Below are 25,550 nucleotides of genomic sequence, written 5' to 3'. Positions count from 1 at the left end.
CAAGGGCGGGAATGACGGGAAGATTGTCGGCCAGCCTACTCGGCGCGGGGCAGCACCAGGGCAACGCGCAGGCCTGGACCCATGCCGTTGTACTCGCCCGGCCCCTCGGCCAGCTCCAGCCGGCCGCCGTGCGAGGCGGCCACCGCCTGCACCAGCGACAGGCCAAGCCCCGCGCCCGGCTCGCTGCGGCTGTTCTCCAGGCGCACGAAACGCTGGACCACGCGGGCGCGGTCGGCCTCGGGCACGCCGGGGCCGGTGTCGGTGACCGAGAACTCCAGCTCGCCCGACGAGCGTCGACGCAGGCGCAGCATGATCGCGCCGCCCTCGGGGGTGTACTTGATGGCGTTGTCCAGCAGGTTGGCCAGGGCCTGGGCGATGAACTCGCGATTGCCGCGCAGGCTGAGCGCCGGCGTGATCTCGGCCTTGAAGTCGAGGCCCTTGTCCTCGCACGAGAATTCGTAGAGCTCGGCCATGTCGGTGGCCAGGTCGCTGGCCTCGAACGGCTTCTGGTCGGGGGCCTGGCCGGCCGCCTGCAGGCGAGCGATGGCCAGCACGGCGTTGAAGGTCTTGAGCACGCCGTCGGCGTCCATCAGCGCCGTCTCCAGCGCCGCCACCGGGTCGCCCTTGCCGTTCTCGGCGTCGATCAGGGCCACTTCCATGCGGGCGCGCAGGCGGGTCAGGGGGCTGCGCAGGTCGTGGGCGATGGCGTCGCCGGCGTGGCGCAGGCCGCCCATCAGCCGCTCGATGCGGTCGAGCATGTCGTTCAGGCCCTCGGCCAGTTCGTCGTACTCGTCGCGGGCCCCGCGGATCTTGGCGCGGGCGTGCAGGTCGCCGCCCCGCACGGCGTTCACGACGTCCACCAGGCCCTGCATGCTGCGGCTGACGTTGCGGCTGATCAGCACCCCGCCGGCCAGACCCAGGATGATCACCAGCGCGCCCGCGCCCCACAGCGCCCGGACGATCTTCATCACATAGCCCTGGGACTCGGCGACGTCGGCGCCGACGAACAGGATCTCGCCGCCGGCCAGGCGCTCCTGCACGCCGCGGGCCGAGCGCCGTACGGCCGCGCCGTCCAGGTCGGTCTCGGTCAGGGTGAAGCTGCGCCAGGTCGGACCCGCGCCGGTGAAGTCGTCGATCGGCGACTCCTCGATCGAGCCGGTGATCCGCTTGCCGGTCTTGTCGGCGAAGTAATAGAGGAACGGCCGCTCGCCGATGGCCCGCTCGACCAGGGTCTGGTTCAGGGCGTTGACCCCGCCCTGCCGATAGGCGGCCTCCAGGCTCTCCATCTCGCGGGTGATCTCGGCGTCGGCGCGCCGGTCCACCTCGCCGGCGGTGGCGATGTAGATATAGCCCAGGAAGGCCGTCGCCGCGGCCGCGAACAGGGCCAGGAACAGCAGGGTCAGCCGGAAAGGCGTCGATCGAACGAGGCGCGGCAGGCGCATGGCTTCAGGTCTTCTTGCCGATCAGAACGCCAAGGTCGCGCCGGCCATCCAGGACCCGCAGCACCTCGACGCCGCCCGTGATCGGGCGATAGACGATGATCCACGGCTTGACGCTGTGAAGGCGCGCGCCGCTGCGTGTAGCTCGGCCAAGGTGCGGAAAGGCGGCCAGGTTTGGCAAGGCCTTCTCCAGTCTCCTCAGCACCGAGGTCGCGGCCGAAAGCCCATTGTCGGCGGCGACCTGTCGAAAGATGTCCCGAAGATCCGCCTCGGCCTTGGCCGTAGTGACTAAGCGCGGCGGCGACACGAGCGGGGCGTCAAGCCTTGGGCGTGGACAGAAGGAACCGCGAGGTTTCCTCGGCGATCAGCCGGTCCATGTCGAGAACCGACTGCTCGCCGCGCTCCAGCTGGGCGTCCGCTTCCGCGACCAGCGCCTCGAGCGCTTCGTGGTTGCGGGCGGCCCAGGCGTCGAGGTCGGCTTCGGATAGTTCCGAGCCGACGGGAGCCTCCTGCTGAACGGATTTCACCGGCTTGTTCATGGCTCCCAGCCTAGCACGGCGCGCCCAGGCCGCCTACGGATCGAGCCGGTAGCCGGCCCCGCGCACGGTCTGCAGCATCGCCCGGTCGAAGCCCTTGTCGATCTTGGAGCGCAGGCGGGAGATGTGCACGTCGATGACGTTGGTCTGCGGGTCGAAGTGGTATTCCCACACCTTCTCCAGCAGCATGGTGCGGGTCACCGACTGGCCGGCGTGGCGCATCATGAACTCCAGCAGCTGGAATTCGCGGGGCTGGAGGTCGATCTCCTTGCCCTGGCGATGAACCGTTCGGTTGATGAGGTTCATCTCGAGCTCGCCCACCTTCAGGGTGGTGGCGACCGCGCCCGTCTCGCGGCGGCGCGACAGGGCCTCGACGCGGGCGATCAGCTCGGGAAAGGCGTAGGGCTTGACCAGGTAGTCGTCGGCGCCGGCCTTCAGGCCGTCGACGCGATCGCCGACCTCGCCCAGGGCCGACAGGAACAGCACCGGCGTCTGGTCGCCCTCGCGGCGCAGGGTCGAGACCACCTCGACGCCGTTCTTCTTGGGCATCATGCGGTCGACGATCAGAACGTCGAAGCCGCCCTTGCCGGCCTCGGTCAGGCCCGCCTCGCCGTCCGGCGCGTGGACGCAGGCATAGCCGGCCTCGGTCAGGCCATGGGTCATGGCGCCGGCGGCCTCGAGATCGTCCTCGATAATCAGAATACGCATCAGCCAACCCCTCGTGCGCCGATGGAGAAACGATCCACGTTCTCCCGATTCGACCAACCGGCGCGATAGTAGCCGGCTCGATACCGGCTTTGCGAGGGAGCGTACCTTAAACCTTGGTCACATACGAAAAATCCCGCCCCCAAAGCTGGGAGCGGGATCGATCGTTCGAACGACTTGGATCGCTTACGGAGCGATCTTCAGCGGCACGATGGTCGGGCGGCCGGCGCGGACGATGCGCAGGTTGACGCTCGGGCGCTGCAGCTTCTTGGCCGTCTCGACCGCGGCGGTGACATCGGCCACGGTGCTGACGGTGTCGCCGTTGACGCTGGTGATCACGTCGCCCTTGCGCAGGCCCTTCTCGCCGGCGTCGGACGAGGCCTTGACGCTGTCGATCAGCAGGCCCTTCACCGCGCTGTCGATGCCGTTGGCCTTGCGGGCGGCGTCATCCAGGGGCGACAGGCTCATGCCCAGGGCCTCGGCCTTGGGGGCCGCCGGCTTGGCCGGAGCGGCCTTGTCGCCGCCGTCCTCGTTGTCGTTGTCGGCCAGTTCCTTCTCGGTCGGGCGCACGCCCGAGCGGATCTCGACGGTACGGGGCTTGCCGCCGCGCAGCACGGCCAGCTTGATGACCTCGCCCGGACGGGCCTTGGCCACTTCGCGGGTCAGTTCCGAGCCGCTCTTGATCGCCACGCCGTTGACGCTGGTGACCACGTCCTCGGGCATCAGGCCGCCGCGCTGGGCGGGACCGCCGGGCACCAGGTCGGCGACGATGGCGCCCTTGGTGCCGGCCAGGCCCTGCGCCTCGGCCATCTCGCTGGTGAACGGCTGGATCTGGGCGCCGATGTAGCCGCGCACCACCTTGCCGCCGTTGATCAGCTGCTTGGCGGTGGCCTCGGCCACGTCGGCCGGGATGGCGAAGCCGATGCCCACCGAGCCGCCGGTCGGCGAGAAGATCGCCGTGTTCACGCCGATCACCCGGCCGTAGATGTCGAACGACGGACCGCCCGAGTTGCCGCGGTTGATGGGGGCGTCGATCTGGATGTAGTCGACGAACTGCGAGGAGTTGTCGCCCAGGTCGCGGCCATAGGCCGAGATGATGCCGGCCGTGGCCGTGCCGCCCAGGCCGAACGGGTTGCCGATGGTGATCACCCAGTCGCCGACGCGCGGGCGGGCCTGGTTCTCGAAATTCACATACGGGAACGCCGCGCCCTTGGCCTGCGGGTCGATGACCTTGATCACCGCCAGGTCGGTGCTCTCGTCGCGGCCGACGATGGTGGCCTTCAGCTCGCGGCCGTCTTTCATGACGACATTGATGCCGTCGGTGTCGGCGTCGGCCACCACGTGGTTGTTGGTGACGATGTAGCCGTCGGCCGAGATGAAGAAGCCCGAGCCCGAGGACTGCTGCTTGGGCGCGGCCTGCGCGTCCTCGCCCTCTTCGCCCGGCTTCTGGCCGCGCGGCACGATGTCGAAGGGCAGGCCCTCAAGGCCGGGAATGCGCAGGCGGGCCTTCGGGTCGGCTTTGGACGTCACGTCGATCTGCACGACGGCCGGAGAGACCTTCTCGAAGATGTCGGCGAAGGACAGGGGCGCTCCCGGCGGCGGGGCGAACATCGGCGCGCTCGTGGCCGAAGCGCGCACCAGCGACGGCTCCTGCTCGGCCGCGCCGGCCGGCCCCATGCGCATGCCCACGCCCGCCAAAGCGGCGCAAGCAACGCCGGCGCCCGCGACGGCGCCAACAATGAATCCTGACTTCCGAGCAGCCATCTTTCGTCTTTCCTCACCCACGGCGCTCCGCGCCGGGTTCTCGAACAGAACCTAGTTGCACCAGCAATTCGTGCAACGGTTCCAGGATTATCTTTCCTTCATCCTCGCGGCGTTTCTTGCGGCCTCATCAGGGCGCAATCGTGTCATTCGCCTTCGAGTAGTCCCTTCAGCCGCGCTTCTTCCTCCGCCGACAGCGCTTCCGGCCCCGCTTCGGGGGTCCGGCGACGCCGCAGCAGCGCGACCATCAGCCCCCCGCCGGCCAGCAGAACCGCCAGCGGCGTAAGCCACAGCACCGCGTTGCCGGCCGAGAACGGCGGCTTCAGCAGCACGAACTCGCCATAGCGCTGCGTCAGGAACGCGCGGATCTCCGCGTCGCTCCGCCCCTGCTTCACTTGGTCGCGCACCAGAAGACGCAGGTCGCGGGCCAGCGCCGCCTCGGAGTCGTCGATGGACTCGTTCTGGCAGACCAGGCAGCGCACTTCCTTGAACAGATCGCGCGCCCTGGCCTCCTGGGCCGGGTCGGCCAGGCGCTCGGACGGATCGGAGGCGGCGGCCATGCAGGCGACGGCGGCTAGGGCGACGGCGAGGGTCCGGACGAACGCCTTCACGCCTGCGCTCCCTTGGCTTTCCTGGCCACGCCCAGCCGCAGCCGACGGTCCGACAGCGATACCACGCCCCCCAGCGCCATGATCAGCGGTCCCAGGAAGATCAGCCGCACCCACGGATTGACGTAGGCCCGCACCAGCCAGGCCGGCTGGCCGTCGGCGCCGGCCCGGCGCTCGCCGATGACCACGTATAGGTCGTCCAGGCCGCGCGGGCATAGCGCCACTTCCGAGGTCGTCTGGCCGCCGGTGGGGAAGAACCGCCGCTCGGGCTGGGCGGTGCAGACCAGCCCCCCGTCCTGCTTCTCGATACGCACGATCCCGCGCTCGGCCAGGTAGTTGGGCCCTTCCAGCGTGCCGACGTCGGTCAGGGTCAGCACGTAGCCGCCCAACTCGATCCTGCCGCCGACCGACAGGGCCTGGGCGGTCTCGACCTTCCAGGCGGTCTCGAAGCAGGCGCCCAGCACGAAGAGGCCAAGGCCCGCATGGGCGATGGTCGTGCCCCAGGCGCCGCGCGGCAGGCCGGCGGCGCGGCGGCGCACCTCGGCCCAGGGCGCGCGGAAGGCCTTCACCCGTTCGGCCAGCTCGGCCAGCGCCCCGCCGATCAGCCAGAAGCCCAGCACCAGCCCAAGGCTGGCCAGCGCCTTGCGCGGCGTGACCACGGCGTAGGCGGCCATGCCCAGGATCGCCGCGATCAGCAGCGCCAGCCAAAGCCGACGCACGACCAGGCGCGCGTCGCCCCGCTTCCAGGCCAGCAGCGGCCCGGCCGGCAGGATGGCCAGCGCCAACACCAGGAGCGGCGTGAAGGTCAGGTTGAAGAACGGCGGCCCCACCGAGACGGCCTCGCCGTCCATGGCCTCGCGGATCAGCGGATAGAGCGTGCCCAGCAGCACCGTCGCCGTCGCCGCCGACAGGATGATGTTGTTCAGCACGATCGCGCTCTCGCGGCTGACCGGCGCGAACAGGCCGCCGGCGTTCAGGCTCGGCGCGCGGATCGCGAACATCAGGAAGCCGAAGCCCGCCGCGATCCCCATGATGCTCAGCAGCAGCACGCCGCGCGTCGGGTCGACGGCGAAGGCGTGGACACTGGTCAGCACGCCCGAGCGCACGAGGAACGCGCCCAGCATCGAGAAGCCGAACGCCGCCAGGGCCAGGAACACCGTCCAGCCCGGCAGGGCGCCGCGCTTCTCCAGCACGATGGCCGAGTGCAGCAGGGCCGCCCCGATCAGCCAGGGCATGAAGCTGGCGTTCTCGACCGGGTCCCAGAACCACCAGCCGCCCCAGCCCAGCTCGTAATAGGCCCAGAAGGCGCCCAGGGTGATGCCGACGGTCAGCAGGCTCCAGGCCGCCAGGGTCCAGGGCCGCACCCAGCGGGCGAAGGCCGCGTCGACCTTGCCCTCGATCAGGGCGGCGACCGCGAACGAGAACACCACCGAGAAGCCGACATAGCCGGCGTAGAGGAACGGCGGGTGCACGGCCAGCGCCCAGTCCTGCAGCAGCGGATTGAGCGAGCGGCCTTCCACCGGCGGGTCGGCCAGGCGGGCCAGCGGATTAGAGGCGAAGACGGTGTAAGCCGAAAACAGCACGCCCAGCGCGCCCTGCATGGCGATGGCCCAGGCCCGCAGGCGCGGCGGCAGGCGCTCGCCGAACACCGCCACGGCCGCGCCGTAGCCGGTCAGCACCAGGCACCACAGCAGCATCGAGCCCTCGTGGCTGCCCCAGGCGCCGGCCACCTTGTAGAGCAGCGGCTTGGCGGTGTGGGAATTGGCCGCCACGTTGGCCACCGAGAAGTCCGAGCCCACGAAGGCGTAGATCAGCGCCGCGAAGGCGCAGGCCAGGGCCGCGAAGGCCCCCAGGGCCGCGCCGCGTCCCGCCCCGGCCAGCACGCCCGAGCGCCGCAAGGCGCCGGCGGCGGAAAGACCCGTCTGGGCGACCGACAGGGCCAGGGCCAAAACCAGCGCGAAGGCGCCGAACTCGACGATCATTTGGCGGTCTTCTCCGGACCCTTGGACGATCCATAAGCGGGAGGCGGCGCCCCCTCGCCGCGCCACTCGCCCTGCTCCTTGATGGCCTTGGCCACCTCGCGCGGCATGTAGCGCTCGTCGTGCTTGGCCAGCACCTGCCCGGCGACGAACACGCCGTCGTCGTCGAAGGCGCCGGTGGCGACGATCCCCTGCCCCTCGCGGAACAGGTCGGGCAGGTCGCCCTGGTAGCGCACCTTGCTGGTCGCCTTCTGGTCGGCGACGACGAACTCCACCAGGCCGTCGGGATGCTTGACCACGCTCCCCGTCTGGACCAGCCCGCCGAGCTGCACCTTGCGGCCGGCCGGCACCTTGGCCTCCTGGGCCTGGGCGGGGGTGTAGAACAGCGAGATCGAGTCCCGCATGCCGTACAGCGCCAGGCCCACCGCCAGGGCCGCCACCGGCGCGATGGCCAGCAGGATGGTCAGGCGCCGGCGCGCCTTGCGGGATTTGGGAAGCAGGCTCATCGCGCGTTCGACTTGGGGACGTTCAGGGTCTGGGCGGGCGGCGTGTCGGCGGCCTGGCGCAGCGCGGCCAGCACGCGGGGCTGGTCCGCGAAGCGCTCGGAGGCGGCCTTCAGGGCCGCGTCGCGGCGGGCGGCGTCGCCGAGCACGGCATAGGCGCGCACCAGCCGCACCCAGCCTTCGGGGTCGTCGGGCGCCGCGGCCAGCCGCTGGGCCAGGCCCTCGACCATGCCCTGGATCATGTCGGGGGTGACCTCGCCGGCGGCGGCCTGCTGCGGGACGGCGTCGACCAGGCGTCCGGCCTGAGCCGTGCGGTCGATCTCGGCGGCCAGCACCGGGCGGCGCGGGTCGTCGGCCGGCAGGTCGGCCAGCACCGCGCGCCAGCCGGCCAGACCGGCCTCGAGGCGGCCGTCGGCGATCTCGCCCTTGGCCAGGTGATAGCGGGCGGAAAGGTTCTCAGGATCGCGCTTGAGCGCCTCGGTGAAGGCGGTGCGGGCGTCGGCGCCCACCTGGCCCTCCTCGCTGGTCACGAAGGCCTCGCCCAGCGCCGTCCACAGCTCGGCCCGCTGCGGCGCCAGGCGCACGGCCTTGCGCAAGGCCTCGGCCGCGCCGATGGCGTCGCCGCCGGCCATGCGGGCGATGGCCAGGTTGCGATAGAGCTCGGGATTGTCGGTCTCGGTGCGGGCCGCCTGCTCCAGGATCGCCACGATGCGCGGCGGATCGAGCAGGCTCGCATCGCCCGCCTTCCATTCGGCCACCCGGCGGGCGAACGGCTGGTCGGGCGCGCCCGGCGCCCCGACGACGACATAGAGACCCAGGGCCAGCAGCGGCGCGGCGGCGGCGGCGATCACGGTCACGCGGCGCGGACCCAGACCCTCTCTTGGCCAGGCCGCGCTCTGGTCGGCGGCGGCCAGCAGGCGGCGACCGGCCTCGGCGCGGGCGGCCTTCAGCTCGCCCTCGGCCAGCAGGCCCCGCTCGGCCAGGTCGTCGATCTCGGAAAGCTGGCGGCGGTGCACGGCCAGGGCAGGATCGTCCCCGGCGGGCGTGAGACCACGCGCGGCGCCTCGCAGCACGAGGGCGGCGACGGCGGCGGACAGACCCGCGGCTGCGATCCAGAAACCGATCATGAGATCGCTGTTAGCCGGAGAAGCGGCCGCCCGTCAGTGAAAAAACGCGCTTAAGGGACGCGATCACGCCGCCATGGCCGCGACGGCGCGACGGCGGACGATCTCGGCGGTCTTCTCGTCGCGCGTATGCACGATGTAGCCGGCCGCGATGTCGAGATAGGCCCGGGCGATCTGCGGGTCGCCGCCCTCGGCGGTGCGGGCCACGTACAGGCAGTCCTCGATGTACTGGTCCAGGCGCTGGTTCAGCTTCTCCAGCGCCTTGGTGCGGGTCGCGCCGTAGCCCGCCTGGGCCGCGCAGGGCCGCAGGTCCTCGATGAAGGCCAGGGCCGCCGTCGCGCGGCGCACCAGGGCCTCGTCGGGGGCGACGTCCAGCTTGGGCACGCCCTTGCCGCCGCCCATCTTGCCCATCATCGAGATCGGCCGCGACGGCAGGGCCAGAGACAGCTCCTTGTCGGCCGCGTTCATCCGCGCCTCGGCCGCCTGGGCCGCGGCCTGCTTGAACTTCGAGATCCGCTTGCCCCACGGACCGTCCTTGGCCACGTCGACCGCCTGCTCGAACTCGGTCAGTTGGTTGGCGATGCGCTGGGCGCTGGCGGCGGCCTCGCGCCCCGCCGCCTGGCCGCCGGAAAGGTCGAAGCCGCGCACGTGCTCGATGCTGGCCTCGATGTCGGCCAGCATGCGCTCGCCGAAGGCCTTGACCTCCGACGAAGCCAGATAGCGGTCGTTGGGACGGTCCATCACGGCCGAGATCACCCGCAGGATGCGCCACGGCTCGGGCAGGTGCGCGGCTAGCATCTCGAACATCCGGGGACCGGCGTCGCCGCTGATGGCGCAGGCGTCGCGATAGGCCAGGCGCGCCGAGGCCGCCCGTTCGCCGTTCATCCGGCTGACCCATTCAGACAGCCGCGGCAGGGCGTTGCGGACGATGATCGACAGATCCAGATAGTCGGCCAGCGCTTCGGCGTCGCAGATCCGGCCCACCGCCTCGAACTCGGGCCGCGTCGGCTCGCGCAGGCCGCGGGCGGCGATCTTGCACAGCTGGTTGAAGACGTCCGGGGCGCCGTTGTCGAGGTCCCAGGGATTGCAGCGCGCCGCGCCCTCGGCGACCTGGCGCGGGGCCTCGGCCTTCAGCGCGATCCACAGCAGGGCCAGGGCCCGGCGCGGAAACTGCGGCAGGTCGGCCGCGCGCGGCTGGCACAGCGGCGCGATCGGCGAAAGGATGGTGTTGCGGACGTAGCGGTCGGCCGTCTCGTCCTCGACGATGGCCCGCACGGTCGACAGCGCGCCGCCCGACGCATTGGCCAGCGCCAGCTCCAGACTGCGCAGAGCCGCATCGGGCGCGGTCTCGACCAGCGTCCGGATGATCTGCAGTTTTTGCGCGGCGAGTGCGGCCATGGATCTCCGCCGGGAACTGGGGGGTCCTGGCAGCGTCAACCATGTTGCCAACGAAGTTAAAACTTTCCGAAACCGCTGCTTTTTCAACGTCGGAAGGTCAGGCGAATGGTCGCGGGACGCCTGGCTCCACCTTCGCGACAGCGCGCTCGCCCGCAGATGGCGCCCGGTGGCGTTAACCTTCGGCGCGCGGCAGCGACAGCACCACCCGCAGGCCGCCCAGCGGCGAATCGTCCAGCGTCACCGATCCGCCATAGGCCCGGGTCAGTTCGTCGACGATCGACAGGCCAAGGCCGGTGCCCGGCGTGTGCTCGTCCATCCGTTGGCCGCGCTTGAGCGCCTGCGCCCGCTGCTCGGCGGGAATGCCCGGCCCGTCGTCGTCGACGACCAGCAGCATCTTGCCCTCGCCGTCGGCCCTGGCCTCGGCCCGGATCTTGGCCTTCGACCACTTGCCGGCGTTTTCCATGACGTTGCCGGCCAGTTCCATGAAGTCCTGCCGCTCGCCCTGGAAGCAAAGGTCCTCGGGGCAGCGCCAGTCGATCTCCACGCCCCGGCCGTCGGCCTTGTCCTGGAAGATCCGCTCCAGGGTCACGGCCAGTTCGTCGAGAATCGGCTCCACCGGCGTGCGCTCGCCGCTGGTCTGCGAGCGCGCCGCCGCCCGCGCCCGGCGCAGGTGGTGGTCGACCTGCTCGCGCATGGTCTGGGCCTGGCGCTCGACCACCTCGGCCAGCGCCCCGCCCTGCTGGCTGGCCTCGGTCAGCATCACCGACAGCGGCGTCTTCAGGGCGTGGGCCAGGTTGCCGACGTGGGTGCGCTGGCGCTCGACCACTTCCTGGTTGTGGGCCAGCAGGCCGTTCAGCTCGCCGGCCAGCGGCTCCAGCTCCACCGGATAGGGGCCGGCCAGCCGCTCGGCCTTGCCGCGCCGCACGTCGGCGATCTCGCGGCGAAGGCGGAAGATCGGCTGCAGGCCGAAACGCACCTGCACGACGATGGCCAGGATCAGGCCCGCGCCCAGCAGCAGCAGGGCGAAGATGGTGATTCTTCCGAAACGGTCGGCGTCGTCGTCGATCGGGGATCGGTCTTCGGCGGCGATGAACACCACCGGGTCGGGATAGTTGGGCAGGCGCGCCAGGATCGCCGCCGCCCGCAGCGGCGTGTCCTGCGGACCGTGCATGTCGAAGAACTGGGTCTTGCCCGGGTCGGCGGTCAGCCGGTCGACCTGGGCCGTCGACAGCATCAGGTCGCTGTCGAACAGCGACCGCGAGCGCTCGACCGCCTTGAGGGCCCCGTTCCGCTGGGCGAAGATCGTCCAGTAGCGGCCCGAATAGGCCCGGGTGGCGCGGATATCGGTCAGGAATGGCGCCTTCAGCACCCCGTCCTCCACCGCCGAGCCGGCGTAGAGGTCGTCGGTCAGCACCGCCAGCGACTGGTCGAACCGGCGGATGGCCGCGTCGCGGAACTGGGCGGTCAGGAAGGCCCCGGCCGCCAGCAGCACGATCAGCGTCCAGATGGCCGCCAGCAGCACCAGCCGCCGGACGAGCGAGCGCTTGCGGAAGTCGAGCATCAACAGGCGCCGCCGCGCGGGATCACCCGGTCGTCTCGCCTTCCAGCGGGATCAGCCTGTAGCCCAGGCCGCGCACCGTCTCGATGCGGTCGGCGCCCAGCTTCTTGCGCAGGCGGCCGATGAACACCTCGATGGTGTTTGAGTCGCGGTCGAAGTCCTGGTCGTACAGGTGCTCGACCAGCTCGGTGCGGCCGATCACCCGGCCCTGGTGCATCATCATGTAGTGCAGCAGGCGGTATTCCAGCGAGGTCAGGCGCAGCGGTTCGCCGTTGACGCTGGCCCGCGCGGCGCGCGGATCCAGGCGCAGGCCGCCGCAGGTCAGGCTCGGCGCGGCGTGGCCGGCCGAGCGCCGCAGCAGCGCCCGCAGGCGCGCCAGCAGCTCTTCGGTGTGGAACGGCTTGGTCAGGTAGTCGTCAGCCCCGGCGTCGAAGCCGGCGACCTTCTCGCTCCAGGCGCCGCGGGCGGTGAGGATCAGCACCGGCGTGGCCACGCTGCCGCGCCGCCAGCGCTCCAGCACCGACACCCCGTCCACCTTGGGCAGGCCCAGGTCGAGGATGACCGCGTCATAGGGCTCGGTCTCGCCGAGGAACTGGGCCTCCTCGCCGTCGGCGGCATGGTCGACGGCGTAGCCGGCGTCGGCCAGGGCCAGCTTCAGCTGGCGCGACAGGTCGGGATCGTCTTCGACGAGCAGGATGCGCATGGTCTTTTAGAAGCTCCTTAGCCCCCGCTGAGGATCCGGCCGCTCTCGGCGTCGACGATGAAGTCGATGCGGCGGCCGTCGGTCGTCGCCCAGCGGATGCGATAGTTGCGGCCTTCCAGGCCCGCGTCCAGCAGGCGGCCCGGCGTGCGGCGGGCGATGTTGTCGATCACCGCGCTCAGCGGCACCAGCCGGCCCGACTGTACGCCGCCACGCGCCTGGTCCTGCCGGGCCCGCCAGTCGGCGCCCAGAGAGTCCGGGCCGCGCTGGGCCAGAGCCGCGCCCGGGAGGGCGGCGACGATGGCGGCTGCGGCGAGTATGGCTCGGATCGGCTTCATGGCGTCCGGTTTAGCCGCGCACGGCTGAATGGAGACTGAACGCGGGGTTTATGAACGGTGTGCGACGTCCTGTCACGGGCCAAGGCCCCGCTCCGACGCAATCTTAGATCACATAAAGATATCTTTATGTCCTTGTTGACAACGCTCCCGCTTCCTGGCTTGATAGAGGGGTCGTGGTCTGCGGACGTTTTGCGTCCAAAGCTAAGAGGGAAGCCGGTGTGAAACCGGCGCTGCCCCCGCAACTGTAAGCGGCGAGCGGTCGTCCGATACGTGTCACTGGCGCCCCGAACTCGATTCGGCGGGGCGCCGGGAAGGCCAGGACGGCGGCGTTGACCCGCGAGCCAGGAGACCTGCCTCGACAGATAACGTCCTCCGGCGGGGTGCCCGGTCTGGTCGCTAGCTCCAGGCGCGGGTCGGCCAGCCCGTTCGCGCGCCCGTGCCTGCGCCCCGTCCAGCCTCCGTCATCATCGAGACAGAGGCTTTCGAGAATGACCGTCACCGTCGCCGCCCTCGGCTTTCCCCGCATCGGCCCGCAGCGCCGCCTGAAGACTGCGCTGGAGGCCCACTGGGCCGGCCGCCTCGACGCCGCCGGCCTCCAGGCGCAGGCCGCCGAGCTTCGCGCCCTGGCCTGGCGCCGCCAGGCCGACCTGGGCGTCGACCACGTGCCCGGCAACGACTTCTCGCTGTACGACCACGTGCTCGACACCGCCGTCATGGTCGGCGCGATCCCGTCCGGCTATGGCTGGACCGGCGGCCCCGTGGACCTGCCGCTCTACTTCGCCATGGCGCGCGGCACGCAAGGTCATGGCGCCCAAGGCGAGCACGAGACCTGCGGTCACGGCTGCGCCCACGGCGCCCCCGCCACCGGCTTGCCGGCGCTCGAGATGACCAAGTGGTTCGACACCAACTACCACTACCTCGCGCCCGAGCTGGTCCCCGGCCAGGCCTTCGCCCTGACCTCGACCAAGGTCGTCGACGACTTCCTCGAGGCCAAGGCGCAAGGGATCTTCACCCGCCCGGTGATCCTGGGCCCCGTCACCTTCCTCAAGCTGGCCAAGTCCAAGGACAAGGACTTCCAGCCGCTGTCGCTGCTGTCGGCGCTGCTGCCCGTCTATGCCGAGATCCTGCAGCGCCTGGCCGTGGCCGGCGCCGACTGGGTGCAGATCGACGAGCCGTGCCTGGCGCTCGACCTCACCGACTTCGAGCGCGCCGAGATCCGCCGCGCCTACGGCGCCCTGACCCACGCCGCCCCGCGCCTGCGCATCCTGCTGGCCAGCTATTTCGGGACCTACGGCGACAATCTCTCCACCGCCGCCAACTTGCCGGTCGACGGCCTGCACCTGGACCTCGTGCGCGCGCCGCAAGACCTCGACGCCGTGCTCGCCCTGGCCCGCGACAGCCTCGTCCTCGAACTCGGCGTCGTCGACGGCCGCAACGTCTGGCGCGCCGATCTCGAAGCCGTTCTCGACCGCGTCGAACCCGTGGTCGCCGCCCGCGGCCCCGACCGGGTGATCCTGGCCCCGTCCTGCTCGCTGCTGCACACGCCGCTCGATCTCGCGGTCGAGACCGCCCTCGACCCCGAGGTCGCCCAGTGGCTGGCCTTCGCCGTCCAGAAGCTGGAAGAGCTGGCCATCCTGGCCAAGGCCCTGAACCAGGGTCGCGCCGCCGTCCGCGAGCAACTCGACGCCGCGAGCGCCGCCGTCGCCTCGCGCAAGACTTCGCCGCGCATCCACGACGCCGCAGTCCAGGCCCGCGCCGCCGCAGTCACGGCCGGTGACGCGACCCGCGCCACGCCGTTCGCTCAGCGCATCGTCCTGCAGCAGCAGCGCCTGTCCCTGCCGCCCCTGCCGACCACCACCATCGGCTCGTTCCCGCAGACCGCCGCCGTGCGAGCCGCCCGCGCCGCCCACGCCAAGGGACAAATGCCCGACGTCGACTACGCCGACTTCCTGCGCGCCGAGACCGCCCGCGCGGTGGCCTGGCAGCAGGACATCGGCCTCGACGTGCTGGTCCACGGCGAGTTCGAGCGCAACGACATGGTCCAGTACTTCGGCGAGCGGCTGAACGGCTTTACCTTCACCAAGCATGCCTGGGTCCAGTCCTACGGCTCGCGCTGCGTGCGCCCGCCGATCCTTTACGGCGACGTCTCGCGTCCCGCGCCGATGACGGTCGAGTGGTGGGCCTACGCCCAATCCCTCACCGACAAGCCGATGAAGGGCATGCTGACGGGCCCGGTCACCATCCTGCAGTGGTCGTTCGTCCGCGACGACATCCCGCGCGGCCAGACCTGCCGCCAGATCGCCCTGGCCGTCCGCGACGAGGTGCTCGACCTGGAAGCCGCCGGCGCGAAGATCATCCAGATCGACGAGGCCGCCCTGCGCGAGGGCCTGCCGCTGCGTCGCGGCGATTGGGACGCCTATCTTGCCTGGGCCGTCGAGGCCTTCCGCATCGCCGCCAGCGGCGTGCGCGACGAGACCCAGATCCACACCCACATGTGCTACTCGGAGTTCAACGACATCATCGCCGCCATCGGCGCCATGGACGCCGACGTCATCTCCATCGAGACCGCGCGCTCGAAGATGGAGCTGCTCGACGCCTTCGAGGCCTACGCCTACCCGGCCCAGATCGGCCCCGGCGTCTACGACATCCACGCCCCCCGCAGCCCCGCCTCCGGCGAGATGCTCGACCTGCTCGCCCTGGCCGGCCAGCGCCTGTCGCCCGCCCAGCTGTGGGTCAATCCCGACTGCGGCCTGAAGACCCGCAAGTGGGAAGAAGTCGAACCGGCCCTGGCCAACATGGTCGCCGCCGCCAAGGCCGCGAGGGAGCAACTGGTCGGGGCGTAGCGATGGAGGGGCGCGCGATGCACCGCGCGCCTCGTTCGCTGGCGGCGTAAGATCCGTCTAGCGCAAACGGATCGTGATTTTGCGAGACGACTCGACCATACGACCGGCCCCGCGCGGGCGCATGGCCCGGTTGATGTCGAGATCGAAACCGCAAACGGCATGAGCGACCCCACCAGCAAGCTCTCTTGGGACGACCTTCGCATCGTCCAGGCTGTCGCCCGCACCGGCGCGCTGGCGGCCGCGGCCCAGATGCTGGGCATCAACGGCTCGACCATCGCGCGCCGCCTGGCCAAGGTCGAAGAAGTGCTAGGCGTGGCGCTCTTCGACCGCCGCCGCACCGGCTATGTCGCCACCGCGCAGGGACAAGAGGTGGTCGCCCTGGCCGAGCGCGTCGAGCTGGACGTGGTCGGCGTCGCCCGCCGGGTGTCGGGCCACGCGCAGGGCCATGCGGGCGACCTGCGCATCACCACCAGCGACTCGATCCTGCTCTATTTCCTCACGCCGATGATCGCCTCGTTCAAGGCGCGGAACCCGGCGGTCCGGGTCGAGGTCAATGTCGGCAACGGCGCCTTGAACCTGGCGCGCGGCGAGGCGGATATCGCCATTCGCGCCACCGAGAAACCGCCCGAGAATCTGTTCGGGCGCAAGGTCGCCGTGATCGCCTGGGCGCCTTATGGGCCCCGCCCATCCTCCGCCGCGCATCCGGCGGCCGATCGGCAGTGGGTGTCCTACGGCGGCAGGCTGTCTGGTCTCAAGGCCGCCGAACTGGTCGCGGGCCGCGTGTCGCCCGACGCCATCGGCTACCTCACGGACTCCGTCGCCGGCGCCGCGGCGGCCATCGCCGCGGGCCTGGGCGTGGGCTACCTGCCGTGCATGCTGGGCGACCTGTCGCCCGACATCGAGCGCGTCGGCCCGATCGAACCGGCGCTAAACGACGACCTGTGGCTGCTGACCCATCCCGACATCCGCCGCTCGGGCCGGGTCTACGCGTTCATGACCCATTGCGCCGAGGCCATCGGCCAGAGCCGGGACCTGGTCGAGGGCCGGTCCGGCCAAGACGCGGGGCCGGACCGCCGCCCGCGCCCGCTCAGGTTTCCGGCAGCAGGGCGGTGAAGGTGATCTCGATGATCTGCTCGGGAAACGCCAGGCGCGACACCCCGATCAGGTTGCTGGCCACCATCGGCCGGGCCACGTCGTAGGCTTCGCCGCGAACCTTGGACGCGACGGCGAACGCCGCGTCGACGTCGAGCACGTAGAGGGTTTCTTCCACCACGTTGTCGAGGCTGGCCCCGTACTGCGCCAGCACCTTGGCCGCATTGGCGTAGGTGGCGCGCATCTGCGCCTCCATGGTCGAGAAATCGGCGGGCCGGCCGTGCGCGTCCAGCGCGGCCGGCGCGATCAGCTTGCCCTGGTCGTCATGGCTCAGCTGGCCCGACACCCGGATCGTGTTCCCCACCTTGATCGCCTGGGCGTAGCCGTAAGCGTCCTCCCACGGAACGCCCAGATAGGCGGCTTGCTTGTCGATGGTTGCGCTCGGGTTCGTCATGTCCCGCCTCCTGCATGTCTCGCCGCTCCGGTTCGGCCCGGCGTCGGCGACCTGATCGCAGGAATTGGGCGCGCCGTTCAAACGGCGTTTCTGCCCAATTGGTCGGGCAGAAATGCCGTTGGTCAGCCGTCCGTCCGCTCCCTACCCCTTCGCCAACGGGAGGCGGTCAGCCTCGCCTTGACGAGGAGCAGGTACGGCCATGATCGCGGAACAGTCGTCTCGAGAGCTATCCGCCAACCGCCCCCAGGCGTTCCCGTTCGCGCTCGTCGACGACGATCGCCGGCCGCGTCGAAGGCCCGGCCAGGCGCCGGACCTGGCGACGATCGATCTTCTCGTGCGCGAGAGCCTGGAGCGGCTCGAAGACGATCCCCGGGCGGTTCGCCGCTGCCTCACCGCCGCGCGCCGCCTGCTCACGCCGGAAGATCACAATCCGCCAGGCGGCCTTGCGCCCTGGCAGGTCAAGCGCATCGGCCGCTATGTCGACGAGGGGCTGGACCGCCGCCTCACCCTGGCCGAGGCGGCCGAACAGGTGCGGCTCAGCCCCAGCCATTTCTCTCGCTGCTTTCGGGTCAGCTTCGGCGCGCCGTTCAGCAAGCACGTCACCCGCCGGCGCTTGGAGCGGGCGCGCTGGCTGATGATGACCACCGGGCAGAGCCTTGGTCAGATCGCCCTGGCCTGCGGCTTCGCCGACCAGGCGCATTTCACCCGCGCCTTCACCAACCTCACCGGCGGTGCGCCGGGCAGGTGGCGCCGGCTGACGATCGACGCAGAGCGCCTCGCGCAGTGACGGGCCCGAAAGGCACTACCGCCGCTTGGGCGTGTAGGGCTTCTGCTCGCGCCAGGCCTGGGCGAACTTCTCCAGGTCCTCGTCGATGGTCTCGGGGAGGGTGACGACCAGGCGGGCGTAGAGGTCGCCGCGATGGCCCTTGGCGTCGGCCAGGCCGCGCCCCTTCAGGCGCAGCTTGGCGCCGCTGTTGGCGCCCTTGGGCACGGTCACGTTGACCGGACCGTCGGGGGTCGGGGCCTCGACCTTGCCGCCCAGCACCGCGTCGGGAACGCTGACCGGCAGGTCCATGACCAAGTGCTCGCCTTCCTTGCGGTAGATCGGGTGCGGCTTGACCGCCAGCTCGATCAAAGCATCGCCGGGGCCGCCGCGGCCCGGGCTGCCCTGGCCCTTCAGGCGCAGGGTCTGGCCTTCCTGGGCGCCGGCCGGGATGGTCACGTCGATGGTGCGGCCGTCCGAGAAGGCCACGCGCTTCTTGCCGCCCTTGATCGACTCTTCCAGGTCGATGTCGAGCCGCGCGCGCACGTCCGCGCCCTTGGCCGAGAAGCCGCCGCCGCCGAACCCGCCGCCGGTGCCCGCGCCACGATTGCGGCCCAGGATGTCGCCGAACAGGTCGTTGAGGTCGATCTCGGGGCCCTCACCCCCGCCGCCGCGCCCGAAGCCGCCGCCCCGGTTGAAACCACCGCCGAACGGACCCTGGCCGCCGCCGAAGCCGCGCATGGTCTCGCGGCCGTCGGCGTCGATCTCGCCGGCGTCGAACTTCTTCTTCTTCTCGGCGTCACCGAGGATGTCGAAGGCGGCGCTGACCTGCTTGAACTTGTCCTCGGCCTTCTTGTCCCCCGGATTGGTGTCGGGGTGATACTGCTTGGCCAGCTTGCGGAAGGCCTTGCGGATCTCGTCCGCGCTCGCGCCGCGGGAAACGCCAAGCTCCAGATAGGGGTCGCGCGCCAAGGAAGGCCCTCAAGGAAGTACGGAAATGCCGAAGCCCCTCAATTAGGCGGTTCCGCGCCGGGCGCAAGCCAAATGTTGCATTAATATCACAGCGAGATGGTCGCAGGCGCGCCCCAGCCGAAGGCCGCAGAGCCCTGGGCCACCCGCGCCGACAGCGGTCCGGACGCCCCGGCCGGCAGGTCGGCCGCCCGCATCGCCGCCGTCCACACGAAGTTCGGCGTCGCGACCTGCGCCGTCCGCACCACCTCTTCGCCGTCCAGGATCTCCACCCGCCAGGCCTCGCCGGCCTCGCCCGGCGCGACCTCGGCCTCCCAGCCGTCGCCGCCGATCCGGGCGCGCGCGATCCACGACAGCCGGGTCTCGCCGCCCACGATCCGCGCCCGCGGGTGGGCTGGCGACCACGGCCGCAGCGCCATGCCCCGCCAGGTCGCCTCGACCTGCGTCATCGCCGGCCCCGCCGCCGGACCGCCGGCCGGCGCGGCGCGCCAGACCTGGGGCAGGCCCCGCTCGCCCAGGGCGACCTCGGCCCGGACCAGCGCTTCGTCGACCAGCACCGCCGTCGCTCCGGCCGGGACCAGCGCCGCCATGTCCGAACCGCCCTGCGCGCGCAGCAGTCCGCTCAGCGCCCAGGTCTCCGGCCCGATCAGCTGGGCGTGCAGGAACTGCAGCAGCTCCCAGTCGCCGTCCGGCCCGCGCACCGCCAGCAGGTTCTCGCCGGCCAGCACCGCGGCGCGGGCCCGGCTGCGCGGCGCCTCGCCCTCCAGCCGCGCCACCAGCCGCGTGCCCCGGTCGATCCTGTGCCGGGGCCCGGCCGGCAGGTCAGACAGCGTCGTCCCCACCGTCGCGCTGGCCGTGGCGGTCGCCCGCACGCGCAGCGCCTCGGCGCCCGCCCCCGCATGCACGTCGAAGGCCCGCCAGGGCTGGGCCGCGACCGCGACCAGCGGCCGGACGTCCTCCTCCGCGCCCGGCAGAGGCGGCAGGTCCAGCACCAGCAGGGCCGGCGGCCCCACCGGCGGACGCGCCGGCGCCGGGCTCCAGTCGATCGCCCCGGTCTCGCCCGTCATCGGCAGCACGGGCAACAGCTTCATGCGCGGCCGCTCGTCCAGGTCGACCCGCGCCGCCCGCCAGGTCTCGCCGTCCAGCGTCAGGCGATCGCCCGCCTGCCAGCGCAGCGCCGCCAGCGGCGACAGGTGGACGATCCGCTCGCGCCGCGCGGCGCTTTCGGCGTCCAGCCGCCGCCGGGCGATCGCCCCGGCCTGGGCCGCCGTCAGCACCAGCGGCGCCTCGACGTCCAGGGTCAGCGCCCCGGGCCCCTCCCGCACGACCAGGCCGCCGGCCTGGTAGTCGCGCGCCAGGTCCACGAACCGCAGCCGCACCGCGCCCGCCGCGTCCTCCAGCCGCCGCGCCGCGCTGGTCGGGGCCGGACGGTCCTCGGGCCAGGCCAGGTCTTCCCCGGCCAGCACGCCCAGCGCCGGACCCGAGCGCGAGACCAGCCGCACCCGGCCGCCCCGCTCCACCGCGTCCAGCCCGAAGGCCTCGGTCAGCGGCGCCAGCGCGTCGCGCAGCCGCATCGGCCGCTCGATGACATAGCCGGCCACGATCCCGCCCAGCGCGCCCCTGGCCTCGCCCGGATCGATCTCGACGCCGGCCCGCGCCGCCACGGCCACGACCAGTTCGGCCAAGCCCGCCGCGCCGGCCCGGCCGTTCAGCCAGTGGCCCAGCCGCCAGTTGGGCGCGTCGGCCCACACGGTCGCGCGGGCCGGAAAGTCGGGGAACGGCCGCGCGTCCCAGCACCAGGCGCTGGCCTGCTCGATCATCGGTCCGCCATAGACCGGCGACACAGGATTGGCGGCCGGATCGGCCACCCAGCCCAGCACCGCCTCCAGCGCCCGCCGCTGGCCCAGCTCGTCGGCGCTTCCGTCCGAGAACGGCGGCAGGGCGCTCTCGGCGCTCTTGTCGTCGACGAACAGGTTCGGGGCGTTGGCGCCCTTGTCCACCGCCCCGCAGCCGAACTCGATCAACCGGATCGGCTTGGACCTCGGAACCCAGGCCGTCGGGCTGGCCTGTCGCACGCCGCCGGGCCGGTCGTGGTGCGGGTTGCTCCACCAGCCCAGCAGGTCCTTGGGCCGGAACACCCAGGGCTCGCCATGCGCCCCGTCGGTGATCGGCGTGCGCGCCTGCGCCGCCCGGTCCTGCGCCGAGGCGTAGAACCACTCGAAGCCCTCGCCGCCCGTCAGGCCGTGGCGCAGGTAGTCGGGATCGTGCGGTCCGCCCCAGCCGGCCAGGGCGTCCTCGTGGTCCTCGCCGTCCCGCCAGTCGGTGATCGGCGGGTAATAGTCGATCCCCACGAAGTCGATGTCCGGATCGGCCCACAGCGGGTCGAGATGGAAGTGCACGTCGCCCGAGCCGTCGGCCGGCTGGGATCCGAAATACTCGCTCCAGTCGGCGGCGTAGCCGATCTTCGTATCCGGCCCGACCAGCGCCCGCACCTGCCCGGCCAGCGCCTTCAGGGCGTCCACCGCCGGAAACCCCGCCGCGTCCCGCACCCGGGTGACGCCGACCAGCTCCGAGCCGATCAGGAAGCCGTCCACCCCGCCGGCCCGCGCCGCCAGCTGGGCATAGTGCCGCACGAACCGGCCAAGGCCCCATTCGCCGTCGAAGAACGCCGCCACCTGCCCGGCCGCCGCCGCGGTCCTGTGCGGCGATCCGGCCCGTCCCGGCGCCGGATGGCAGCTGATCCGCCCGCGCCAGGGATAGGCCGCCTGCTCGCTCCCGCCATGCGGATCGGCCAGGCCGTTACCCGCCGGCACGTCCATCAGCACGAACGGATAGAGGGTCACCGACAGCCCCCGCCGCTTCAGTTCGGCGATCGCCTGGATCACCGCCGCGTCGGCCGGCGTGCCGCCGTAGGCGACGGCGCCGCCGCTGCTCGAGATCGGCCGCGCCTGCCCGCGCGACAGCCCCGCCACGTTCCAGGCCATCGGCTCGGTCGGCTTGTCGGCCGCTTCGACGCCCGGCCGGATCTGGCACGTCCCGCAGCGCAGGTCGGTCCCGAACCAGCTGACCACCAGGTTCACGTGCCTCACGTTCGGCAGCTGCGCCAGCAGCTGGTCCAGCGAGACCAGCAGGTCGGCCCGCCCCTCGGCGTTGTTCTGGTTCTCGGCGCTGGTGCGGGTCAGCCCCTCGCGGCGCAGCACCACGTCGGTGGCCAGCACGAACTCGCCCGCCCCGGGGATCAGGCACACGCTCCGCAGCCGGTCCTCCAGCCCCGTCCCCTCGCCGCCCGGCCGGCGCAGCACCTCGAACGACAGCTGCGGCGGCCGCCCGCCGAAGGCGTCCAGCGCCAGGTCCTCGAACACCACGTAGGCCGTGCCGCGATAGGCCGGCGCCTCGCCCCCTCCCTCGCCCTCTACAGCCGCGATCAGCGGGTCGGGCGCCTGGTCCTGCGTTCCGCGATGGACGCGCATGGCCACGCCGTCCATGTCCATCACCTTGCCGTCGGCCCACACCCGGCCGATCCCGTCGATCGGACCCTCGCCCACCGCCAGGGCGAACGACAGGCTGTAGCCGTACGAGCGCACGCGCCCGCCCTTGCCGCCGCTCTGCCGGCGATGCTCGCGAAAGCGCGCCGCCCAGATCACCTGGCCGGCCACCCGCGCCCGGCCGAACGCGCAGGGCATGGGCGCGCCCTCGGCCGCCCCGGTCAGCTTCAGTTCGGCGATGCGCGGCCCCGAGACCCTGGCCGGCGCCAGGGCCGCGGCCAGGCCCACATCGACCATCGCCCCCAGGGTCGCGCCGACCGCGCCCAGCGAACCCAGGCCCGAACTGGCCCCGGTGAGGATCATCTGCGCCATCAGCCCTGCTCCGGAAACGAGAATGCGGCGACCAGCCGCGCGCGCCACCAGGGTCCCAGCCAGCTCTCGACGCAGGCCCGTCCCCAATAGGCGTGGATCATCCGCGCGCCCTTCGGCCCCAGCGCCGACAGGATCGCGCAGTGTTTGGCCGCCACGCCGGCGGCCATGCGGAACGCCACCACGTCGCCAGGGCGCGCCGCCGCCGGGTCGATGGCGACCAGCGACCGCCCCAGCCCCTCCAGCAGCGGCTCGCCCTCGCCGATCTCGGCCCAGTCGGGGCGATAGGGCGGCAGCGCCTCGCGCTCGGTCCCGTGCAGCGCCCGCCACACCCCGCGCACCAGCCCCAGGCAGTCGCAGCCCGCGCCCTGCAGGCTGGCCTGGTGCTGGTAGGGCGTGCCCAGCCAGCCGCGCGCCTCGGCAAGGATCGCCTCTCTTCGCGACGGCGCCCTCATCGCCGCCCCCCGTCGTGGGTCTCGCCCTCGGACGGATAGAGCGTCAGGAAGTCCTCGCCCGGCAGGGTCGGAAAGCCGCGGAAGTTGGCGCCGTTGGAAAACACCGTCCGGCAGGTCGTCCAGCGCCGGTCGCAGGTCGCGCCGGGATGGGCCGCCAGATCGACGCCGCAGCGGGCGTCGCCCAAGCTCGCGTCGCAGTTGCGCGCGTAGGTCCGGCCCGCCGTGCGCTCCAGGTCCGCCGCCGGTCCCTCCAGCTCGGCCGTGAAGGCCTGGCCGGTCCACGACACCCGCGCAACCCGCGCCCGCCACAGCTCGACCAGCAGCGCCGGCGCGCTCCAGTCCACCCGCCGGCAGACCACCTGGGCGCCGTCATAGAGGCCCGCCTCGATGTCGGCGGCCGTAATCGCCATATCGTCCAGCGCCCCCAAGGCCGCAGCCAGGCCGGGCCCGAACCCCGCCTCGCTCTCGGCCGCGCCCGCGCTCCAGCCGCTGGCCGCCCGGCAGGTCACGCCCGCCACCGTCAGGTCGCGGTCGTGGTCGGTGAAGCCCAGCACCGCCCCGTCCGCCCGGGTCAGCACCCAGGCGTGGCACAGGCTGGCCGCCCCGCTCGCGATGCGCGCCGCCAGCGCCGCGTCGATCGCGCGCATCAGGCCCGCACCTCGACCAGCGACACCGCCCCGACCCGGGCCGCGCCGAACCCCTCCAGGGTCACGTCGATCCGGTCCAGGTCGAAGCGCACGGGCGTGTCGAACAGGAAGCCGGCGGTCACCGCCGCGCCCGCCGCCGGCGCCGTCGCCAGCACCACCAGCCCCGTCGCCGCATCGACGAAAAAGGCGCCAGGCGCCAGTTCCGCCCCGGCCACGGCTGCCCGCACGGTCGCGGCCAGCGGCTTGGCGATCGGCCGCACCACCGCCTCGGCGCCCGTCCCATAGGCCTTGGCCAGCTGGAACGCCGTCCGCGTCCCGTCGCCGGTTCCCAGCACCTGGTCGCCCGGGGCCGGCGCCAGCGACGGCGCGCACGACTTGAAGTCGGCCGGGTCGCGGAAGCGGAAGCCGTGCAGCCGCCCGCGCCGCGCCTCGAAGAACGCGACCAGCTCGGCCGCCTCGTCCAGGCTCCGCGTCGCCGTGCCGACCAGATAGCGCCGCCGGCCGTGCGCCCAGGGGCTGGACCTGTGCTCGAACCCCGAGGCCAGGCCGACGATCTCGGTGCGGCGCTCGATCCCGCTCGTCCCGCCGAAGGCCAGGCGAACGGGCAGCCGCACCTCGTGAAAGGCGCTCAAGCCCAAGCTCATTGTGGAGCCTCCTTGACAGTCGCATGATGTGAGTGATTATTTACTTACATTCCATCCAGACCCGCCGGAGCTCCCGCCGTGCCCTTCTTCGTCCTGCTCTTCTCGCCGCGCGGCGCCATCGGCCGCGGACCGTTCTGGACAGGCCTGTTCCTGCTGCTCGGGCTCGAGATCGGCGGCTTCCTGGCGTTCGGCCGACACGGCGCCGCGCCCATGGCCGCCATCCCGCTGGTCGGGCCGTGGCTGGTCGACGTCAGCGGTCCGGCCCTCGGCTTCGACGGCTGGATCCCAGGCCTGCTCATCCTGGCCCTGCAGGGCTGGATCAGCGGCGTGCTGTGCCTCAAGCGCCTGCGCGACATGGGCCATGGCGCCGGCCCGCTGGTCGGGGTCTGGGGCCTGGACCTGATCCTCACCGGCGCCCTGATGGCCTGGATGGGCCACCTGCAGGGCATGGCCGTCATCGTGCCGATCTTCACCGGCGCCGGCGCCTCGGGCCTGCTGTGGCTGGCCCTGCTGGGCTGGCTGGGCGTCGAGCCCGGCCCGCGCCGCGCGACGCCTGACCCGGCGCTGGCGCCCGCCGCGATGGCGGCGGGTTAAACCCTTGTCATGACGCCCATTTCACTTCAGGTGCGCGGGGGCCCGCCCTAGTCTCTCCTCAAGGTTGGGAGACAAAGACATGGACTGGAAAAACCTGATGTTCTCCGCCGACGGCCGCATCGGCCGTCAGGCGTTCTGGATCGCCTGGCTCATGCTGCTGGGCGTCAACGTGGTGGCCGGGTGGATCCCCGTCATCGGCAATCTGGCGGCCCTGGCGTCGCTCTACTGCTTCGTCTGCATCTACACCAAGCGCCTGCACGACATGGGCAAGAGCGGCTGGTGGCAGGCCGTCCCGATCGTGCTGGGACCGGTGATGCTGATCGGCTCGGCCCTGTGGCTGGGCTTCGGCGCGGCGGCCATCGCCCTGAACGGCGGCGACCCCGAACTGTTCGCCCTGGCCGGCGCCGGCGGCGTGGTGATGTCCCTGCTGCTGGGCTTCCTGGTCAGCATCGGCTTCACGCTGTGGGTCGGCGTCACCCCGGGCGACACCAGCGACAACCGCTGGGGCGACCGCCCGCTGAACGCCCTGGCCGTCTGACCGCGGCGAGAGCCCTTTCGCCCGCGCAACCCCGCCGCTACCCTGCGG

General features: G+C 71.9%; 24 protein-coding genes and 1 riboswitch. Of the genes, 5 read left to right on the top strand and 19 right to left on the bottom strand.

What is annotated here, in order from left to right; genetic code table 11:
• Positions 1–35: 35 nt before the first annotated feature.
• The 13 genes from C1707_RS09705 to C1707_RS09645 all read right to left on the bottom strand — a co-directional run bounded on the left by C1707_RS09705 (position 36) and on the right by C1707_RS09645 (position 12,649).
• Positions 36–1,442 carry a sensor histidine kinase gene (locus C1707_RS09705; RefSeq protein ID WP_101713874.1) on the bottom strand — a complete coding sequence of 469 codons (1,407 nt, stop codon included), beginning with the start codon at positions 1,440–1,442 and terminating at the stop codon, positions 36–38.
• A gap of 4 nt (positions 1,443–1,446) precedes the next feature.
• On the bottom strand, positions 1,447–1,746 hold the full coding sequence (locus C1707_RS09700; RefSeq protein WP_101713873.1) for a type II toxin-antitoxin system RelE/ParE family toxin: 300 nt from the start codon (positions 1,744–1,746) through the stop codon (positions 1,447–1,449).
• Between the two features lie 10 nt (positions 1,747–1,756).
• Complete coding sequence (locus tag C1707_RS09695; protein WP_101713872.1) at positions 1,757–1,978, bottom strand: hypothetical protein; 222 nt, start codon at positions 1,976–1,978, stop codon at positions 1,757–1,759.
• 33 nt (positions 1,979–2,011) lie between these two features.
• Positions 2,012–2,683 (bottom strand): response regulator transcription factor, encoded by a 672-nt coding sequence (locus C1707_RS09690; protein ID WP_101713871.1) that lies wholly within the window; start codon positions 2,681–2,683, stop codon positions 2,012–2,014.
• Between the two features lie 183 nt (positions 2,684–2,866).
• Complete coding sequence (locus C1707_RS09685; protein ID WP_101713870.1) at positions 2,867–4,444, bottom strand: Do family serine endopeptidase; 1,578 nt, start codon at positions 4,442–4,444, stop codon at positions 2,867–2,869.
• A 143-nt stretch (positions 4,445–4,587) separates the two neighbouring features.
• Positions 4,588–5,052, bottom strand: coding sequence for a cytochrome c-type biogenesis protein (locus C1707_RS09680; RefSeq protein ID WP_276310658.1), 465 nt, complete (start codon positions 5,050–5,052; stop codon positions 4,588–4,590).
• Positions 5,049–7,031: a heme lyase CcmF/NrfE family subunit gene (locus tag C1707_RS09675; protein ID WP_101713869.1), complete on the bottom strand. Its 1,983-nt coding sequence runs from the start codon at positions 7,029–7,031 to the stop codon at positions 5,049–5,051. The genes C1707_RS09680 and C1707_RS09675 overlap by 4 nt, the downstream gene beginning before the upstream one ends.
• The gene (gene ccmE, locus C1707_RS09670) at positions 7,028–7,534 is read right to left on the bottom strand and encodes a cytochrome c maturation protein CcmE (protein ID WP_101713868.1); all 507 of its coding nucleotides are present in this window, start codon (positions 7,532–7,534) and stop codon (positions 7,028–7,030) included. Before ccmE ends, C1707_RS09675 begins: the two co-directional genes overlap by 4 nt.
• Positions 7,531–8,658: a c-type cytochrome biogenesis protein CcmI gene (ccmI, locus tag C1707_RS09665; RefSeq protein ID WP_101713867.1), complete on the bottom strand. Its 1,128-nt coding sequence runs from the start codon at positions 8,656–8,658 to the stop codon at positions 7,531–7,533. The genes ccmE and ccmI overlap by 4 nt, the downstream gene beginning before the upstream one ends.
• A gap of 63 nt (positions 8,659–8,721) precedes the next feature.
• Entirely contained in the window at positions 8,722–10,053 is a 1,332-nt protein-coding gene (locus C1707_RS09660) for a hypothetical protein (RefSeq protein WP_101713866.1), read from the bottom strand.
• Positions 10,054–10,225: 172 nt separating this feature from the next.
• Complete coding sequence (locus C1707_RS09655) at positions 10,226–11,620, bottom strand: ATP-binding protein (protein WP_101713865.1); 1,395 nt, start codon at positions 11,618–11,620, stop codon at positions 10,226–10,228.
• A 16-nt stretch (positions 11,621–11,636) separates the two neighbouring features.
• Positions 11,637–12,314, bottom strand: coding sequence for a response regulator transcription factor (locus C1707_RS09650; RefSeq protein WP_101713864.1), 678 nt, complete (start codon positions 12,312–12,314; stop codon positions 11,637–11,639).
• Positions 12,315–12,331: 17 nt separating this feature from the next.
• Positions 12,332–12,649, bottom strand: coding sequence for a PepSY domain-containing protein (locus tag C1707_RS09645; protein ID WP_058349335.1), 318 nt, complete (start codon positions 12,647–12,649; stop codon positions 12,332–12,334).
• A 157-nt stretch (positions 12,650–12,806) separates the two neighbouring features.
• Positions 12,807–13,021, top strand: a riboswitch (cobalamin riboswitch).
• Between the two features lie 116 nt (positions 13,022–13,137).
• Between C1707_RS09645 and metE the strand changes: the two genes are divergently transcribed.
• Positions 13,138–15,492 (top strand): 5-methyltetrahydropteroyltriglutamate--homocysteine S-methyltransferase, encoded by a 2,355-nt coding sequence (gene metE / locus C1707_RS09640; RefSeq protein ID WP_101713863.1) that lies wholly within the window; start codon positions 13,138–13,140, stop codon positions 15,490–15,492.
• 159 nt (positions 15,493–15,651) lie between these two features.
• Complete coding sequence (locus tag C1707_RS09635) at positions 15,652–16,605, top strand: LysR family transcriptional regulator (protein WP_101713862.1); 954 nt, start codon at positions 15,652–15,654, stop codon at positions 16,603–16,605.
• Here the strand turns inward: C1707_RS09635 and C1707_RS09630 are convergent.
• Positions 16,580–17,038, bottom strand: a complete 459-nt coding sequence (locus C1707_RS09630; protein ID WP_101713861.1) for a Rid family hydrolase — start codon at positions 17,036–17,038, stop codon at positions 16,580–16,582. The genes C1707_RS09635 and C1707_RS09630 overlap by 26 nt on opposite strands.
• A gap of 199 nt (positions 17,039–17,237) precedes the next feature.
• On the opposite strand from C1707_RS09630, the gene C1707_RS09625 reads away from it, so the two are divergent.
• Complete coding sequence (locus tag C1707_RS09625; protein WP_101713860.1) at positions 17,238–17,825, top strand: helix-turn-helix transcriptional regulator; 588 nt, start codon at positions 17,238–17,240, stop codon at positions 17,823–17,825.
• Positions 17,826–17,840: 15 nt separating this feature from the next.
• Here C1707_RS09625 and C1707_RS09620 read toward each other — a convergent pair whose 3' ends face one another.
• The 5 genes from C1707_RS09620 to C1707_RS09600 form a co-directional block, all read right to left on the bottom strand.
• Entirely contained in the window at positions 17,841–18,773 is a 933-nt protein-coding gene (locus C1707_RS09620) for a DnaJ C-terminal domain-containing protein (RefSeq protein WP_101713859.1), read from the bottom strand.
• Positions 18,774–18,859: 86 nt separating this feature from the next.
• Positions 18,860–22,627, bottom strand: a complete 3,768-nt coding sequence (locus tag C1707_RS09615) for a baseplate multidomain protein megatron (RefSeq protein WP_101713858.1) — start codon at positions 22,625–22,627, stop codon at positions 18,860–18,862.
• Positions 22,627–23,079, bottom strand: coding sequence for an NlpC/P60 family protein (locus tag C1707_RS09610; protein ID WP_101713857.1), 453 nt, complete (start codon positions 23,077–23,079; stop codon positions 22,627–22,629). The genes C1707_RS09615 and C1707_RS09610 overlap by 1 nt, the downstream gene beginning before the upstream one ends.
• Positions 23,076–23,726: a baseplate hub domain-containing protein gene (locus C1707_RS09605; protein WP_101713856.1), complete on the bottom strand. Its 651-nt coding sequence runs from the start codon at positions 23,724–23,726 to the stop codon at positions 23,076–23,078. Before C1707_RS09605 ends, C1707_RS09610 begins: the two co-directional genes overlap by 4 nt.
• Positions 23,726–24,370, bottom strand: coding sequence for a DUF2460 domain-containing protein (locus C1707_RS09600; protein WP_101713855.1), 645 nt, complete (start codon positions 24,368–24,370; stop codon positions 23,726–23,728). Before C1707_RS09600 ends, C1707_RS09605 begins: the two co-directional genes overlap by 1 nt.
• A 78-nt stretch (positions 24,371–24,448) precedes the next feature.
• Here C1707_RS09600 and C1707_RS09595 point away from each other — a divergent pair, with 78 nt between their 5' ends.
• Together C1707_RS09595 and C1707_RS09590 are read left to right on the top strand one after the other, a co-directional pair.
• A complete protein-coding gene (locus C1707_RS09595; protein WP_101713854.1) occupies positions 24,449–24,964 on the top strand; it encodes a hypothetical protein in 516 nt (171 codons plus the stop codon).
• 79 nt (positions 24,965–25,043) lie between these two features.
• Entirely contained in the window at positions 25,044–25,502 is a 459-nt protein-coding gene (locus tag C1707_RS09590) for a DUF805 domain-containing protein (protein WP_101713853.1), read from the top strand.
• Positions 25,503–25,550: the final 48 nt, after the last annotated feature.

Origin of the sequence: Caulobacter flavus (assembly GCF_003722335.1) — a bacterium.
GTDB classification, from domain to species: domain Bacteria; phylum Pseudomonadota; class Alphaproteobacteria; order Caulobacterales; family Caulobacteraceae; genus Caulobacter; species Caulobacter flavus.
The sequence above is the reverse complement of the archived record's forward strand: the minus strand, read 5'-3'. Positions and strand labels throughout refer to the sequence as shown.

Bases quoted from the DNA above. Each gene is read 5' to 3' on its own strand.
- C1707_RS09625 (WP_101713860.1), top strand. From the start codon at position 17,238: ATGATCGCGGAACAGTCGTCTCGAGAGCTATCCGCCAACCGCCCCCAG.
- C1707_RS09600 (WP_101713855.1), bottom strand. From the start codon at position 24,370: ATGAGCTTGGGCTTGAGCGCCTTTCACGAGGTGCGGCTGCCCGTTCGC.
- C1707_RS09630 (WP_101713861.1), bottom strand. From the start codon at position 17,038: ATGACGAACCCGAGCGCAACCATCGACAAGCAAGCCGCCTATCTGGGC.
- C1707_RS09610 (WP_101713857.1), bottom strand. From the start codon at position 23,079: ATGAGGGCGCCGTCGCGAAGAGAGGCGATCCTTGCCGAGGCGCGCGGC.
- C1707_RS09590 (WP_101713853.1), top strand. From the start codon at position 25,044: ATGGACTGGAAAAACCTGATGTTCTCCGCCGACGGCCGCATCGGCCGT.
- C1707_RS09650 (WP_101713864.1), bottom strand. From the start codon at position 12,314: ATGCGCATCCTGCTCGTCGAAGACGATCCCGACCTGTCGCGCCAGCTG.
- ccmE (WP_101713868.1), bottom strand. From the start codon at position 7,534: ATGAGCCTGCTTCCCAAATCCCGCAAGGCGCGCCGGCGCCTGACCATC.
- C1707_RS09690 (WP_101713871.1), bottom strand. From the start codon at position 2,683: ATGCGTATTCTGATTATCGAGGACGATCTCGAGGCCGCCGGCGCCATG.
- C1707_RS09605 (WP_101713856.1), bottom strand. From the start codon at position 23,726: ATGCGCGCGATCGACGCGGCGCTGGCGGCGCGCATCGCGAGCGGGGCG.
- C1707_RS09705 (WP_101713874.1), bottom strand. From the start codon at position 1,442: ATGCGCCTGCCGCGCCTCGTTCGATCGACGCCTTTCCGGCTGACCCTG.
- C1707_RS09615 (WP_101713858.1), bottom strand. From the start codon at position 22,627: ATGGCGCAGATGATCCTCACCGGGGCCAGTTCGGGCCTGGGTTCGCTG.
- ccmI (WP_101713867.1), bottom strand. From the start codon at position 8,658: ATGATCGGTTTCTGGATCGCAGCCGCGGGTCTGTCCGCCGCCGTCGCC.
- C1707_RS09685 (WP_101713870.1), bottom strand. From the start codon at position 4,444: ATGGCTGCTCGGAAGTCAGGATTCATTGTTGGCGCCGTCGCGGGCGCC.
- C1707_RS09675 (WP_101713869.1), bottom strand. From the start codon at position 7,031: ATGATCGTCGAGTTCGGCGCCTTCGCGCTGGTTTTGGCCCTGGCCCTG.
- metE (WP_101713863.1), top strand. From the start codon at position 13,138: ATGACCGTCACCGTCGCCGCCCTCGGCTTTCCCCGCATCGGCCCGCAG.
- C1707_RS09660 (WP_101713866.1), bottom strand. From the start codon at position 10,053: ATGGCCGCACTCGCCGCGCAAAAACTGCAGATCATCCGGACGCTGGTC.
- C1707_RS09645 (WP_058349335.1), bottom strand. From the start codon at position 12,649: ATGAAGCCGATCCGAGCCATACTCGCCGCAGCCGCCATCGTCGCCGCC.
- C1707_RS09635 (WP_101713862.1), top strand. From the start codon at position 15,652: ATGAGCGACCCCACCAGCAAGCTCTCTTGGGACGACCTTCGCATCGTC.
- C1707_RS09695 (WP_101713872.1), bottom strand. From the start codon at position 1,978: ATGAACAAGCCGGTGAAATCCGTTCAGCAGGAGGCTCCCGTCGGCTCG.